Source organism: Streptomyces sp. 1114.5, assembly GCF_003635085.1.
GTDB lineage: Bacteria > Actinomycetota > Actinomycetes > Streptomycetales > Streptomycetaceae > Kitasatospora.
In genome coordinates, this window is sequence record NZ_RBXE01000002.1 from 1156560 (window position 1) to 1171060 (window position 14501).

Consider the following 14501-nt stretch of genomic DNA (forward strand, 5'->3'; position numbering starts at 1 on the left):
GAGTACGTTTCCCTGAGCCGAGCCGCCGCCCCCAGGTCAGGAGGCCTGCCATGCCCCGCCCCACCCCCGTCCCCGCGCTCGCCGCCCCCGCCGCGCGCGTGCACGACAGCCTCGTCCTGGAGCCCCGGGACGTCCGCTTCGACTGGGCCCAGCTGCCGCTGCACTGGGTGCCGGACGAGCCGATGGCCACCCACATCCTCAACGTGCTGCACCTCCTCCTCCCCGAGGGCGAGCGCTGGTTCGTCAAGGTTTTCAAGGAGGCCGTGCCGCTCATCCGGGACGAGCAACTGCGCGAGGAGGTCCTCGGGTTCATCGGCCAGGAGGCCATCCACGCCGAGGCGCACCAGGAGGTCCTGGACCACCTGCTCGGCCAGGGGCTCGACCCGCGGCCGTACGTGCGCCAGGTCGCCTGGGTCTTCCAGCGGGTGCTCGGGGACCGGCCCGGGCTGACCCCCGCGAAGCGGCGCGAGGCCCTGATCGAGCGGGTCGCGGCCATCGCGGCGATCGAGCACTTCACCGCCTTCCTCGGCAACTGGGCCCTCAACTCCCCGGGGCTGGACCGCGCCCAGGCCGACCCGACGATGCTCGACCTGCTGCGCTGGCACGGCGCCGAAGAAGTCGAGCACCGCAGCGTCGCCTTCGACCTGCTGGTCCACCTCGACCCGGGGTACGCCCGCCGGGTGCGCACCATGGCCATGGCCGGCCCGTTGCTGGTCCACCTCTGGGTGCGCGGCGTGCGCTTCCTGCTGGCCGCCGACCCGACCCTCCGCGGGCGGCTGCGCCCGAGCTGGCGCGAGGCGTACCGGATCACCCGGCGCGGTCTGCTGCCCTCCCCGGTCAAGTCGCTCCGCTCCGGCCTGCGCTACCTGCGCCCCGGCTACCACCCCACCCAGGAGGGCTCCTCCAGCCAGGCGCTCGGCTACCTCGCCTCCTCGCCCGCCGCTCGTGCGGCCGCCGGGCGCTGACAGGTTTCAGCCGACAGCTTTCAGCGAACAGCTTTCAGCCGACAGCTTTCAGATGACAGCTTTCAGCGAACAGATGACGTCATCTGTCATCTGTTACTCGTCGTCTGTTCGCCCGCCCCCTCCCACCCAAGGACCCCGCCCGGATGGACCTGCTCACCCCGCCCCCCGACCTCTACGGCCGCCCGCGCGCGGACCGCTTCCTGCGCCGCCTCACCGCGATGCAGGACCGCTACGTCCAGGCCCTCGGCGGCCCGCTGCTGCGCCGCAACCCCCGCCGCCCGCTCAGCCGCCCCCTCCCGCCGCTGCAGCTGGTCGTCACCGCGCGCCGCGAACTCGCCGCCGACGTCGTCGAGTTGCAACTCGCCGACCCGTCCGGCGGCCCGCTGCCGGCCTGGCAGCCCGGCGCCCACCTGCGCCTCGCCCTGCCCTCCGGCCGGGAACGCCACTACTCCCTCACCGGCGACCCGGCCGACCGCGCCGGCTACCGCATCGCCGTCCGGCGGCTGCCCGAGGGCGGCGGCGGGTCCGTCGAGATCCACGACACCCTGCACCCCGGCGTCCGCCTCACCGCCCGCCGCCCGCGCAACGGCTTCGCCTTCTGCGCCGAGCCCGCCGTCCTGCTGCTGGCCGGCGGCATCGGCATCACTCCGCTGCTCCCGATGGCCCGCGAGGCACAACGGCACGGCCTGGACTGGCGCCTGGTGCACGTCGGCCGCAGCGCCGACACCCTCCCGTACGCGGACGAGCTGCGCGCGCTTGACCCGCACCGCGTGGTGCTGCGCACCGACGACGAGCACGGCGGCGTCCCCGCCGGCGCCGAACTGCTCGCCCACGCCCCGCGCGGCGCCGCCGTCTACTGCTGCGGCCCCGCCCCCATGCTCGCCGCCGTGCAGCGGGCCCTGGACGGATCCCCGGCCGCCGCCCTGCACTTCGAGCGCTTCGGCGCCGCCCCGATCACCGACGGCGAGCCCTTCACCGTCCGCCTCGGCACCGACGGCCCCACCCTGGACGTGCCCGCCGACCGCTCCGCCCTGGACGTGCTGCGCGAGGCGCGCCCCGATCTCCCGTACTCCTGCCACCAGGGCTTCTGCGGCACCTGCGAGGTCCGTGTGCTGGCCGGCTCGCCCGACCACCGGGACCGCCGGCTCACCTCCGAGCAGCGCGCCGCCGGCTCCCTGCTGCCCTGTGTCTCCCGTGCCGCCGAGGGCGAGACCCTCGTACTCGACCTCTAGACCCCGACGTCTGGACCCGACGTCTGGACCTCGATCTCTGGAAGGAGCCCTCCATGCCCCGGACGGCGACAGCGACCCCCGCCTTCCGCTACACCGAGCGCGACCTCGTCCGCTTCCGCGAGACCCAGCAACTCGCGTACCACTGCGCCGAACAGGTCGCCGCCTGGATCGAGCCCGGCGTCACCGAGCGGCAGACCACCGCCGAGCTGCGCCGCCGCCTGGTCGCCGCCGGGGTGCAGGACTTCTTCCACGTCCCCTTCGCCTGGTTCGGCGACCGGACGGCCTTCCGGCACTTCCACACCCCGCTGCAGTTCTTCGCCGGCAACCGCCGCCTGGAGGAGGGCATGCCGTACGTGCTGGACTGCGCGCCCGTCGTGGACGGCTACACCGCCGACATCGGCTACGGCGGCAAGGTCGGCGAGAACCGGGTCTGGGACCGCCTCGCCGCCGACCTCCGGGTCTACCGCGAGCTGATCCTCGCCGAGGTGCGCGCCCGCAAGCCGCTGAACGAGGTGTACGCGGCCGTGGATGCGCAGCTCGCCGCGCACGGCTACGACAATCGCCACCAGGTCTACCCGGGCCGGGTGATCGGCCACCAGGTCACCCGCACCGTCACCCGCGGACCGGCCGGGGTCAACGTCTTCGGCTTCGGCGTGCGCACCCTGCAGACCCTCGGCCGCGAGCTCGTCTCCGAGCGCCTGCACGGCCGTTCACCGCTCTGGGCGGACGGCCGGTCGTCCCGTCACGCGCCCACCCCGGGCCTGTGGGCGGTCGAGCCGCACATCGGCTTCCGGGGGGTGGGCATCAAGTTCGAGGAACTGCTGGTGGTGACCGAGGACGACGCCTACTGGCTCGACGACGACCTACCGCACGTCCGCCGCTGGACCGCGACCGCGACCACCGAGCAGGCAACCACCCCGCCCACCGCCGAACCCGCCGCCGAACCCGCCGCCGAGCCCGCCGCCGAGCCGACCGCCCAGGAGGCCACCCGATGACGACCCCGCCCCGCCGCCGGACCGTCCACTCCGGCGGCCTGCCGCTCGCCGTCTTCGAGCAGGGCGACCCGGCCGCCCCCACCGTCCTGCTCGTCCACGGCTACCCCGACACCCACGCCGTCTGGGACGACATCGCCGCCGACCTCGCCCGCGACCACCACGTGGTCCGCTACGACGTGCGCGGCGCCGGCGAGTCCGGCGTCCCCGCCGACCGCGACGGCTACCGGCTGGAGCGGTTGGCCGAGGACCTGCTGGCCGTCGCCGACGCGGTCAGCCCGGACCGCCCGGTCCACCTGGTCGCTCACGACTGGGGCTCGATCCAGTCCTGGGAGGCCGTCACCACCCCCGGCGCCGAGCAGCGGATCGCCTCGTACACCACGATGTCCGGTCCCAGCCTGGACCACATGGGGTTCTGGCTGCGTCACCGGCTGCGCCGCCCCACCCCGCGCCACCTCGGGCAGCTGCTCCACCAGGGCCTGCACTCCTGGTACATCACCGCCTTCCACCTGCCCTACCTCGCCCCCGGCGTCTGGCGCCTGGGCCTCGCCCGGGCCTGGCCGCGGGTGCTGCGCGACCTGGAGCACGTCACCCCGCGCGCCGACCACCCGCAGCGCAGCCTGCGCCGCGACGCGGTCCGCGGCATCGAGCTGTACCGGGCCAACTTCCGCCCCATCATGGGCAGTCCGCGAGCGCGGACGACGCAGGTGCCGGTCCAGCTGATCACCCTCACCCGGGACCGCTACGTCGGCAGCTACCTCTCCGATGGCCTGGAGCGCTGGGTGCCCGAGCTGACCCGCAGGACGCTGCACGCCGGCCACTGGTCGGCACTGCTGGAGAAGGGGGCCACCGTGGCCCGCATGGTCCGCGAGTTCACCGCCCGCAACGAACCCGCCCGCAACGAACCCGGGCGCGCGGGCGCCACCGAAGGCGCAGCCGACGCCGTCCGCCCCGCCCTGGACGACGGCCGACTGGTGGTCGTCACCGGCGGCGGCAGCGGCATCGGCCGGGCCACCGCGCTCGCCTTCGCCGAGGAGGGCGCCCGGGTGGTGGTCTGCGACCTCGACCTCGCGGCCGCCGAGCGCACCGCCGAACTCGCCACGCTGATCGGCCCGCAGGCGCACGCCTACCGGGTGGACGTATCCGACGGCGCCGCGATGGACGCGTTCGCGCAGACCGTCGCCGCCGAGCGCGGGGTGCCCGACGTGCTGGTCAACAACGCGGGCATCGGCCACTCCGGGACGTTCCTGCAGACCACCGAGAAGGAGTGGCAGCGCGTCCTGGACGTCAACCTCTGGGGCGTGATCCACGGTTGCCGCGCCTTCGGCGCGCTGATGGCCGACCGCGGTGAGGGCGGCCACATCGTCAACGTCTCCTCCGCCGCCGCCTACCTGCCCTCCAAGGCGCTCACCGCCTATGCCACCAGCAAGGCGGCGGTGTTCATGCTCTCCGACTGCCTGCGCGCCGAGTTCGTCGGCCATGGCATCGGCGTCTCCACCATCTGCCCCGGCATCGTCAACACCAACATCACCCGCACCTCGACCTTCTCCGCCACCACCGCCGACGAGCAGGCCGCCAAGCAGGCCCGCGCCGCCAAGCTCTACGCCCGCCGCGGCTTCCCCCCGGAGAAGGTCGCCACCGCGATCGTCTCCGCCGTCCGCACCGGCAAGCCCGTCGTCCCGGTCACTCCCGAGGCCAAGGCCGCCCGCTTCCTCTCCCGCCTCAGCCCCGCCCTGTTGCGCCTCGCCGCCCGCCTCAACGTCACCTGACCCGGCGCGGCAACCCGACGCGGAAAGCCGACGCGGAAAGCCGGTGCGGCTGTCGGCGGGCAGCAGGAAGCCCCGGGCGGCCCGTGCAGGCCGCCCGGGGCCACCGAAGCCGGCGCCGAGCGATCAGCTCGCGTGAACGTGAACCGTCGCTACCGGCTGAGCCGGGACAGCCCTTCGCGCAGGTCGTCGGCGTTCATGCAGATGTGAAGCTGGACATCGGCGTCGAGCTGGAGCCAGAACGGCTCGCAGGTGGCCACCACCGCGGCCTCGTCCGGGACGTCGACGACGAAGAGCATGGCCCGGCGGCCGTCGCGGGCGAAGAAGTACGCCGCCTCCGGCTTGAGCCGGCCCATGATCTGCTCGACGACCGGGCCGACCGAGCCGTCGGCGATGAGCTTGTTGGAGGCTTCGGTGCCGAGGGTGACTTCCAGCAGGGCGCGCATGGTCCCCGCTCCTTTCCCGGGCTCGGGGCGAGTCCGCAATTCCAGCGTCCCGCCGCCCCGGTGGCCACGCAACGTCACCCGATGGCGACCCTGTGGTCACGCAGCGTGCGGTGAACGGCGTGCGGCGGGCTCCTCCGAAACGGCGGCCACGTCGGAAGCGGAGACGTCGGCGGCGGAGAGGTCGGCGCCGGAGACCTCGGCCACCGTCCCGTCGTGGTGGATCGGCCCGTCCCCGGCGCTCAGCGGCAGGCAGCTGCCGCCGCGCCGGTGGGCGATGATCTCGGCGGCGACCGAGACGGCCGTCTCCTCGGGGGTGCGGGAGCCCAGGTCGAGACCGATGGGGGAGCGCAGCCGGGCCAGTTCGGTCTCGGTGAGTCCGGCCTCGCGCAGCTTGGTGTGGCGGTCCCGGTGGGTGCGGCGCGAGCCCATGGCGCCGACGTAGCCGACCGGCAGCCGCAGGGCGCGTTCCAGCAGCGGGATGTCGAACTTGGCGTCGTGGGTGAGCACGCAGAGCACGGTGCGTCCGTCGATCCGGTCGAGCTGGGAGTCCAGGTAGCGGTGCGGCCAGTCGACCACGACCTCGTCGGCTTCGGGGAAGCGGCGGGTGGTGGCGAAGACGGGCCGGGCGTCGCAGACGGTCACGTGGTAGCCGAGGAACTTGCCGATCCGCACCACCGCGGCGGCGAAGTCGATCGCCCCGAAGACGAGCATCCGCGGCGCGGGCACATAGGACTCGACGAAGCAGGTGACGGTGCCCCGCTCGTGTTCGTCGCACGGGCGTCCGTCCAGCCCGAGGACGATCCGGCCGGTGCGCCCGGTCTCCAGCATCGCCCGGGCCTGGGCGACGACGGCCCGCTCCAGGCCGCCGACCACGGACGGGCTGGGCGAGAGCGCCCCGGTGTGTCCGTCGGCGGTGACGGACAGGGTGGCCCCGAGCAGTCCGGCGGGCCCGGCGATCACCCGCGCGAGTGCGACCGGTGTGCCGGCGGCGATGTGGGCGATCCCGGCGTCCAGCCCGGTGTCGGCCCCGGGCACGACCGGCTGGACGAAGACGTCCAGGATCCCGCCGCAGGTCAGCCCGACCGCGAAGGCGTCCTCGTCGCTGAACCCGAAGCGTTCCAGCACCGGCTCGCCGCTCTCGATGGCGGCCTGGCACAGCTCGTACACCGCGCCCTCGACGCACCCGCCGGAGACGCTGCCGACGGCCTCCCCGTCCGTGTCCACGGCCAGGGCCGCCCCGGGGTCGCGCGGAGCGCTGCCGGAGACGCCGACCACGGTGGCCACGGCGAAGGAACGCCCGGCCGCGTGCCAGGCCTGCAGCTGCTCGGCGATGTCCTGCATGGCGGTGGCTCCTTACACGGTTCGACAGTAGCGGGGACGCCGCCGTACGGGAAACGGTCCCGTACGGCGGCGGTGGTGCTGGGCGGTGCCGGGTGGTGCTCGGGCGGTGCCGGGTGGTTCTCAGGTGGTGCTCAGCCGGTACCCGGCCCGGTCGGTGCCCGAAGGGCGGGGCCCGGAGGGACGCTCAGTGCACGCCGAGCCAGGACTTGATCGGCGTGAGCGCGAAGTACAGCACGAACACCCCGGTGAGGATCCACATCAGGACCCCGGGCTCGCGCCAGCGCCCGACGCCGGCCTTGATGACCGTGTACGAGATGACGCCGGCCGCGACGCCCGCCGTGATGCTGTAGGTGAACGGCATCAGGGCGCAGGTGAGGAAGGCCGGGATGGCCACCTCGCGGTCGGACCAGTCGATGTGCCGGGCCTGGCTCATCATCATCGAGCCGATGACGACCAGGGCGGCGGAGGCCACCTCGACCGGGACGATGCCGGCGATCGGCGAGAAGAACAGCATCAGGGCGAAGAGTCCGCCGGTGACGGTGGAGGCGAGGCCGGTGCGGGCGCCGTCGCCGACGCCGGTCGCGGACTCGACGAAGACGGTCTGCCCGGAGGCGCCGGCCAGGCCGCCGATCGCGCCGCCGGCGCCGTCGATGAACAGCGCCTTGGACAGTCCGGGCATCCGGCCCTGCTTGTCGGCCAGTCCGGCCTCGGTGCCGACGCCGATGATGGTGGCCATCGCGTCGAAGAAGCCGGCCAGGACGAGGGTGAACACCGCGACCGAGGCGCTGATGGCGCCCATGCCCCGGCCGCCGAAGGCGCCGAACAGGTCGACGTGACCGAACAGGCTGAAGTCGGGTGCGGAGACCGGGCTGCCGGGCCACACCGGGATGGAGTTCTTCCAGGCTGCGGCGGGTACGTGGGCCACCTGGTTGACGATCACCGCGAGCACGGTGCCGCCGGCGATGCCGATCAGGATGGCGCCGCGGACGCCGCGGGCCATCAGCACGAAGATCGCCGGCAGGGTGACGCAGAAGATCAGGACCGGCCAGCCGGCCAGGGCGCCGGAGGGGCCGAGCGACAGCGGGGTGGGGCCGCCGGTGTGCATGAAGCCGGCCTTGTAGAGGCCGATCACGGTGACGAACAGGCCGATGCCGATGGTGATGGCGTGCTTGAGCGGCAGCGGGATGCCGTTCATGATCTTCTCGCGCAGTCCGGAGACGACCAGCAGCACGATCAGCAGGCCGTAGATCACGCACAGGCCCATCGCCTGGGCCCAGGTGGTGTGCGGGACGACGAGCGCGGAGACGGCGCCGGAGACCGAGAGGCCGGCGGCGAGGGCGAGCGGCACGTTGCCGACCACGCCCATCAGGATGGTGGTGACGGCCGCCGCCAGCGCGGTGGCGGTGGTCAGTGCGGCGTGGTCCAGCTTGACGCCGGTGACGTCCGCGCCGCTCAGGATGAGCGGGTTGAGCAGGATGATGTACGCCATCGCCATGAACGTGGTGAGTCCACCGCGCAGTTCGTTGGCGAGCGTCGATCCCCGGGCCGAGATCTTGAAGTAGGCGTCCAGCGCGCTCTTCGGGTGGGGGTCCGTGGACGTCGGGTGGGGGACGTCCGCGGCGGGTCTGTCTTCGGTGGTGCCGGGCTCCGTGGGGATCCTGGGCATGTCCACTCCCAAGTGTCAAAGGGGGTTGGGGTGGGCGAGCCGACCTGACTACCGGCGCATGAGCGGCATAGGGGGACGTATCGACTCACTGTGGGGGCACTCGAACAAGGGCAGTGCCGGCGGTGCTCTGAGGGTGGTGCGCACCGCTGCTGACCCCGGCGTGGGCAGGGCAGCGGACGTGTGGGGGTGCGGGGGAGCGCCCCCGGGGCGGCGGGGAAGACGGTCACCGCCCCGGGGAAGCCTGAACTGCCGGGCTCAGCCGGGCTGTTCGGTGGTCAGGTGCTCCGGCCGGACGGGGATCCGGTTGAGCGCGAGACCGGTGGCGTTGCGGATGGCGGCCACGATGGACGGCGTCGCCGAGACGGTCGGCGCCTCGCCGACCCCGCGCAGCCCGTACGGCGCGTGGGGGTCGGGCAGTTCGAGGACCTCCACCGGGATCGGCGGGGTGTCCAGGATGGTGGGGATCAGGTAGTCGGTGAAGGAGGCGTTGCGGACCTTGCCGTCCCGCACGATGATCTCCTCCATCACCGCGAGGCCGAGCGCCTGGGTGCAGCCGCCCTGGATCTGGCCGACCACGGAGAGCGGGTTGAGCGCCTTGCCGACGTCCTGGACGGCGGTGAGCTCGACCACCTTGACCAGGCCCAGCTCCACGTCCACGTCCACCACGGCGCGGTTGGCGCAGAAGGTGTACTGGACGTGGCCGAAGCCCTGGCCGGTCTCCTTGTCGAAGGCCTGGGTGGGCCGGTGGTGGTGCTCGCGGGTGAGGTCGATGGCCTCGTCGCCGAGCAGGTCCACCATGGGGACGAGCACGCCGGCGCTCTCCGAGACGACCTTGCCGCCGGCCAGCGTGATGTCCTTGTGGGTCCAGCCGTAGCGCCGGCGACCCTTCTCGATCAGCTCCCGCTTGACGGCCTCGGCAGCCAGCTTCACCGCGCCGCCGGTCATGTACGTCTGGCGCGAGGCCGAGGTCGAACCGGCCGATCCCACCTCGGTGTTGGCCGGGTGGATGGTGACCTGTTCGACGCCCAGCTCGGTGCGGGCGATCTGGGCGTGCACGGTGACGCCGCCCTGGCCGACCTCGGCCATCGCGGTGTGCACCATGGCGACCGGCTCGCCGCCGATCACCTCCAGCCGCACCCGTGCGGTGGAGTAGTCGTCGAAGCCCTCGGAGAAGCCGACGTTCTTGATGCCGACCGAGTAGCCGACGCCGCGTACGATCCCCTCGCCGTGCGAGGTGTTGGACAGCGCGCCGGGCAGCTGGCGCACGTCCAGGTGCTCGGTGTCCAGCGGCGGCGGCAGCGGCATGTCCTTGGCTCGCTGCAGCAGTTCGGCCACCGGCGCGGGCGAGTCGATCTGCTGGCCGGTGGGCATGAAGTCGCCCTCGGACATCGCGTTGAGCTGCCGCAACTCGACCGGGTCCATGCCGAGTTCGGCGGCCAGCTTGTCCATCTGCGACTCGTAGCCGAACGCGGCCTGCACCGCGCCGAAGCCGCGCATCGCCCCGCAGGACGGGTTGTTGCTGTACAGCGCGATGGCGTGCATCTTCACGTTCGGGATCACGTACGGGCCGTGCCCGAGCGAGGCCGCGTTGCCGACCACGGCCGGCGAGGCGGAGGCGTAGGCGCCGCCGTCCAGCACGATCCGGCAGTCGGCGAAGACCAGCTTGCCGTCGCGGGTGGCGCCGTGCTCGTAGTGCATCCGCGCCGGGTGGCGGTGCACGTGGCCGTAGAAGGACTCGTCCCGGGAGTAGACGATCTTGACCGGCTTGCCGGTGTGCTGGGCCAGCAGGCAGGCGTGGATCTGCATGGAGATGTCCTCGCGGCCGCCGAAGGCGCCGCCGACGCCGGCCAGGGTGAGCCGGACCTTCTCCTCCGGCAGGTCGAGCACCGGGGCCATCTGCTCGCGGTCCACGTGCAGCCACTGGGTGGCGATGTAGAGGTCGATGCCGCCGTCCTCGGCGGGCACGGCCAGGCCGGACTCGGGGCCGAGGAAGGCCTGGTCCTGCATGCCGACCTCGTAGTCGCCGCTGACGATGACGTCCGCCAGCGCCCGCACCTCGTCGGTCACGCCGAGGCCGGAGACCAGCTTCTGCTCGTGGCAGATGTTCCCGTACGCGTGCGACTTGTACTCGTGCGGCTCGTGGACGTAGCCGTGGGTCTCCGGGTCGAGGCACTGCTCCTCGGTGACGATCGGGGTGAGCACCTCGTACTCGACCTTGATCTTCTTCACCGCACGGCGGGCCGTCTCGGGGTGGTCGGCGGCGACCAGCGCGATCGCCTCGCCGTGGTACCGGATCTTGTCGATGGCCAGGGCCGGCTGGTCCTGGATCTCCAGGCCGTAGTACTTCGAGCCGGGGATGTCCTCGTGGGTCAGCACCGCGTAGACGCCGGGCACCTTGAGCGCCTCGGAGATGTCCACCGAGAGGATGTTCGCCCGGGGGTGCGGCGAGCGCAGCGCCATACCCCACAGCATGTCCTCGTGCCACAGGTCCGAGGAGTACGCGAACTCACCCTTGACCTTCAGGTTGCCGTCCGGGCGCAGCGGCGAGCCGCCGATGCCGTCCTTGGACGCCTGGTTGATGTTCTGCAGGTTCTTCTGGCCCTGGATCGTGCGGGTGCTCATGCCGAACCCTTTCCGGCGCACTTGCGGGCCGAGGCGAGCCGCACCGCGTCCATGATCTTCTCGTAACCGGTGCAGCGGCACAGGTTGCCGGACAGCGCCTCGCGGATGTCGTTGTCGCTGGGCTGGGCGTCCTGCTCCAGCAGGGCGTCGGTCTGCACCAGCAGGCCGGGGGTGCAGAAGCCGCACTGCACGGCGCCGGCGTCGACGAACGCCTGCTGGACCAGGCCCAGCTCGCCGTCCTCCCCGGCCAGGCCCTCGACCGTACGGACCTCGCGGTCCTGCACCTGGCCGGCCGCGACCAGGCAGGAGCACACCGGGACGCCGTCCAGGTAGACCGTGCAGGAACCGCATTCGCCCTGCTCACAGGCGTTCTTCGAACCCGGCAGGCCGACCCGCTCGCGCAGCACGTAGAGCAGGCTCTCGCCCTCCCACACGTCGTCGGCCTCGACCGGCTTGCCGTTGGCGGTGAAAGTGACCCTCATGCCGCGCTCCTGATCTGCTTGCTGTAGTCGTTCCAACACCAGGTGAGGGTGCGGCGGGCCATCACGGCCAGGGAGTGGCGGCGGTAGTCCGCCGTGCCCCGGACGTCGTCGATCGGCGAGGCCGCGGCCTTCACCAGCTCGCCGAAGCGCTGGACCACCTCGGCGCCCAGCAGCTCGCCGGACTCCCAGAGCCCGCGCTCGGCGAGCACGCCCTGCAGGTACTCCTCGGCCTCGACGGCGCGGCGCGGCGTGGGGGCAGCCGAACCGATCCCGGTGCCGACGGTTCCGTTCTTCGGGTGGAGGGCGAAGCCGAACGCGCAGACCGCGATCACCATCGCGTTGCGGGTGCCGATCTTCGAGAACTGCTGAGGGCCGTCCGCCACCGGGATGTGCACCGCCCGGATCAGCTCGTCGGCCTCCAGGCTGTTGCGCTTCACCCCGACGTAGAACTCGTCGATCGGGATCATCCGGGTGCCGCGCACCGAAGCCGCCTCCACGAACACGTCCCGCCCGGCCGCCAGCAGCGCGGGGTGCGCGTCACCGGCCGGGGAGGCCCCGCCGAGGTTGCCGCCGACGCCGCCGCGGTTGCGGATCTGCGGCGAGCCGACGGTGTGCGCCGCCAGGGCGAGGCCGGGCAGCGGCCCGGACAGCTCGTCGATGATCCGGCTGTACGGGACCGAGGCGCCGAGCTTGACGACGCTGCCGTCGTTGGACCATTCGGTGAGCTCGGTGATGCGGTTCAGGTCGAGAATCGCGGATGGCCGGTGCACGTCGAAGTTCATCTCGACCATGACGTCCGTACCGCCAGAGATGGGCAGCGCGGTCGGGTACTCAGCCTTCGCCGCGAGTGCCTCGTCCCACGTGGCGGGCCGAAGGAACTCCATGCGGGTGTCTCCTCAAGTCGTCGCCCGCCGGGTGTCCGGCGGCGTGTCGCCCAGTGAACTCCTGTGACGCGGCCCACTGGCAGTCACCGATGGCATGAAGCCCCGGCTGTGGTCCCGCCCGGCATCCTGTACGTTCCTCTAAGGAACAGAATGTCGCAGTCCAGTCGTTCGCAGGGCGCCACCTACGACCGTAATCCGGCCGTGACGGACGGGCTACGGGCCCGTGATCCGGCCGCCCGCTGGTACGTAACGCCGAGCACTGATGTTCGGGCACACTGTGTCCCCCGGACCGAAGGCCCGGACCCCCGTTCCCCCCTCCTCTTTCCCCGATCCAGCCCCCCGTAAGGAGTCTGCGGATGCGCGTCCGTGACCTGCTCGCCCCCGGCGCCCCGCGACTGCGCCTGCTCGCGGCCGAGGAAGAGCTGGACCGGCAGGTCAGCGGCGTGATGACCACGGACCTGCAGGACCCCGGCCGGTACCTGCACGGCGGCGAGCTGGTGCTCACCGGCATGCTGTGGCGCACCGTCCCGGCCGACTCCGAACGCTTCGTGCGGACCCTCGCGGCCGGCGGCGCCGTCGCCCTGGCAGCCGGCGAGGCCGAGGTCGGCCCGGTGCCCGAGGACCTGGTCGAGGCCTGTCGCCGGCACCGGATGCCGCTGCTGGCCGTGCCCGACGACATCGCCTTCGGCACCGTCACCGAGTTCATCGGCCGCCAGGTCTCCGCCGACCGCGCCGCCGACCTCGCCGCCCTGGTCGACCGGCACCGCCTGCTGGTCTCCGCCGCCGGCGGCGGCGGGCTGGACGCGGTGCTGGACCTGCTCGGCGGCGACCTCGACCTGGACTGCTGGGTGCTCGCCCCCACCGGCACGGTGATCGCCGGCCCCGCCGACCGGCTCTCCGCCGCCGACCGCGACCAGCTGGTCCGCGCCCACCTCGCCGCCCAGCGCCAGCGCCGCCGCCCCCCGCACCGGGCCCGCCTGGCGGCCGGCTCCTACTCGCTGCTGCCCGCGGCCGCCTCCGCCGAGCACGAGATGCCGCTGGCCGACTGGATGCTCGCGATCGCCGGCGACATCACCGAGTGGACCACCAAGCGCCAGCAGCTCGCCGAGAACCTGGCCCGCCTGGTCGCCGCCGAGCGCCACCGCCGCGACGAGGGCCGCCGGCTGCGCCGCCGCCTCGCCGACGAGGTGCTCGCCCTGCTGCGCCGCGACGCCGACCCGGCCGAGATCAGCCGCACCCTGTACGCCTCCTCGGCGATGGCCGCCCGCTACGAGAACGCCGAGGCCAAGTCCCAGGCGGAGGAGGGGTCCTGGCTGGTGCTCAGCGCCGAGGGCACCGGTCTGCCGGAGGGCACCGTCCGGGCCGTCCTGGAGGAGGCGCTCGGCGTCGGCACCGACCGGGCCCTGGTCGCCGGGACGGGCACCGGCGCCGTCGTGGTGCTGCCCGCCCCGGACAACCCGGTGCCCGCCGACGCCCTGCGCGACCTGCTCGCCCCGCTGGAGGCCGGGCTCGGCTCCGAGGGCCGGATCACCCTCGGCGTCTCCGCCCCCGCCTCCGAGGCGGGCGGCCTGCGCGGCGCCCTGGAGGAGGCCCGGCACGCCCGCCGGATCGCCGGCTCCCGGGTCGGCCGGGTCTGCGTCGCCGGCCCCGAGGAGCTCGCCTCGCACGTGCTGCTGCTGGCCGCCGTCCCGGACGAGGTCCGCCGGGCCTTCCGCAGCCGGCTGCTGGACAAGGTGATCGCGTACGACATCGAGCACCAGGCGGACCTGGTCCGCACCCTGGAGGCCTTCCTGCGCTCGGACGGCTCCTGGACCCGCTGCGCCGCGCAGCTGCACGTCCACGTCAACACCCTGCGGTACCGGATCGGCCGGATCGAGGAGCTGACCGGGCGGGACCTGTCCCGGCTGGAGGACCGGGTGGACTTCTACCTGGCGCTGGAACTGGCCTGACGAGCGGTACGACGGACGGCTGGGACGGTCGGTCACGACGGCCGGTCACGACGGCCGGTCGGTCACGAGGGTCGGCCGGTCATGACGGTCGGTCACGAGGGGCGGTACGACGACGGGGGCCCGCCGCGATGGTGTTCGCGGCGGGCCCCCGTCGTG

General features: G+C 73.1%; 11 protein-coding genes. 5 read left to right on the forward strand and 6 right to left on the reverse strand.

Features of this window, described 5'->3' with window-relative positions:
* The first annotated feature begins 50 nt into the window (after positions 1 to 50).
* The 4 genes from BX285_RS28365 (at position 51) to BX285_RS28380 (ending at position 4958) form a co-directional block, all read left to right on the forward strand.
* Complete coding sequence (locus BX285_RS28365) at positions 51 to 965, forward strand: metal-dependent hydrolase (RefSeq protein ID WP_121178656.1); 915 nt, start codon at positions 51 to 53, stop codon at positions 963 to 965.
* 143 nt (positions 966 to 1108) lie between these two features.
* On the forward strand, positions 1109 to 2197 hold the full coding sequence (locus tag BX285_RS28370; RefSeq protein ID WP_121178657.1) for a PDR/VanB family oxidoreductase: 1089 nt from the start codon (positions 1109 to 1111) through the stop codon (positions 2195 to 2197).
* Between the two features lie 53 nt (positions 2198 to 2250).
* Positions 2251 to 3192, forward strand: coding sequence for a M24 family metallopeptidase (locus BX285_RS28375; RefSeq protein WP_259470821.1), 942 nt, complete (start codon positions 2251 to 2253; stop codon positions 3190 to 3192).
* Positions 3189 to 4958 (forward strand): SDR family oxidoreductase, encoded by a 1770-nt coding sequence (locus BX285_RS28380; RefSeq protein ID WP_121178658.1) that lies wholly within the window; start codon positions 3189 to 3191, stop codon positions 4956 to 4958. Before BX285_RS28375 ends, BX285_RS28380 begins: the two co-directional genes overlap by 4 nt.
* A 149-nt stretch (positions 4959 to 5107) precedes the next feature.
* Here BX285_RS28380 and BX285_RS28385 read toward each other — a convergent pair whose 3' ends face one another.
* From BX285_RS28385 to BX285_RS28410, 6 genes are all read right to left on the reverse strand, one after another.
* Complete coding sequence (locus tag BX285_RS28385) at positions 5108 to 5401, reverse strand: hypothetical protein (RefSeq protein WP_097235292.1); 294 nt, start codon at positions 5399 to 5401, stop codon at positions 5108 to 5110.
* A 96-nt stretch (positions 5402 to 5497) separates the two neighbouring features.
* Positions 5498 to 6742: an XdhC family protein gene (locus BX285_RS28390; RefSeq protein WP_121178659.1), complete on the reverse strand. Its 1245-nt coding sequence runs from the start codon at positions 6740 to 6742 to the stop codon at positions 5498 to 5500.
* Positions 6743 to 6926: 184 nt separating this feature from the next.
* Entirely contained in the window at positions 6927 to 8408 is a 1482-nt protein-coding gene (locus tag BX285_RS28395; RefSeq protein WP_121178660.1) for an NCS2 family permease, read from the reverse strand.
* Positions 8409 to 8663: 255 nt separating this feature from the next.
* Positions 8664 to 11030 (reverse strand): xanthine dehydrogenase subunit D, encoded by a 2367-nt coding sequence (gene pucD / locus BX285_RS28400; RefSeq protein ID WP_097235289.1) that lies wholly within the window; start codon positions 11028 to 11030, stop codon positions 8664 to 8666.
* Positions 11027 to 11512, reverse strand: a complete 486-nt coding sequence (locus BX285_RS28405) for a (2Fe-2S)-binding protein (RefSeq protein ID WP_097235288.1) — start codon at positions 11510 to 11512, stop codon at positions 11027 to 11029. Before BX285_RS28405 ends, pucD begins: the two co-directional genes overlap by 4 nt.
* Positions 11509 to 12396 (reverse strand): xanthine dehydrogenase family protein subunit M, encoded by an 888-nt coding sequence (locus BX285_RS28410; RefSeq protein WP_097235287.1) that lies wholly within the window; start codon positions 12394 to 12396, stop codon positions 11509 to 11511. The genes BX285_RS28405 and BX285_RS28410 overlap by 4 nt, the downstream gene beginning before the upstream one ends.
* A gap of 356 nt (positions 12397 to 12752) precedes the next feature.
* Here BX285_RS28410 and BX285_RS28415 point away from each other — a divergent pair, with 356 nt between their 5' ends.
* Positions 12753 to 14345 (forward strand): PucR family transcriptional regulator, encoded by a 1593-nt coding sequence (locus BX285_RS28415; protein WP_097235286.1) that lies wholly within the window; start codon positions 12753 to 12755, stop codon positions 14343 to 14345.
* The last annotated feature ends 156 nt before the right edge of the window (positions 14346 to 14501 follow it).

Coding starts and splice junctions, on each gene's coding strand:
- BX285_RS28415 (WP_097235286.1), top strand. CDS start 12,753: ATGCGCGTCCGTGACCTGCTCGCCCCCGGCGCCCCGCGACTGCGCCTG.
- BX285_RS28405 (WP_097235288.1), bottom strand. CDS start 11,512: ATGAGGGTCACTTTCACCGCCAACGGCAAGCCGGTCGAGGCCGACGAC.
- BX285_RS28370 (WP_121178657.1), top strand. CDS start 1,109: ATGGACCTGCTCACCCCGCCCCCCGACCTCTACGGCCGCCCGCGCGCG.
- BX285_RS28410 (WP_097235287.1), bottom strand. CDS start 12,396: ATGGAGTTCCTTCGGCCCGCCACGTGGGACGAGGCACTCGCGGCGAAG.
- BX285_RS28395 (WP_121178660.1), bottom strand. CDS start 8,408: ATGCCCAGGATCCCCACGGAGCCCGGCACCACCGAAGACAGACCCGCC.
- pucD (WP_097235289.1), bottom strand. CDS start 11,030: ATGAGCACCCGCACGATCCAGGGCCAGAAGAACCTGCAGAACATCAAC.
- BX285_RS28385 (WP_097235292.1), bottom strand. CDS start 5,401: ATGCGCGCCCTGCTGGAAGTCACCCTCGGCACCGAAGCCTCCAACAAG.
- BX285_RS28365 (WP_121178656.1), top strand. CDS start 51: ATGCCCCGCCCCACCCCCGTCCCCGCGCTCGCCGCCCCCGCCGCGCGC.
- BX285_RS28390 (WP_121178659.1), bottom strand. CDS start 6,742: ATGCAGGACATCGCCGAGCAGCTGCAGGCCTGGCACGCGGCCGGGCGT.
- BX285_RS28380 (WP_121178658.1), top strand. CDS start 3,189: ATGACGACCCCGCCCCGCCGCCGGACCGTCCACTCCGGCGGCCTGCCG.
- BX285_RS28375 (WP_259470821.1), top strand. CDS start 2,251: ATGCCCCGGACGGCGACAGCGACCCCCGCCTTCCGCTACACCGAGCGC.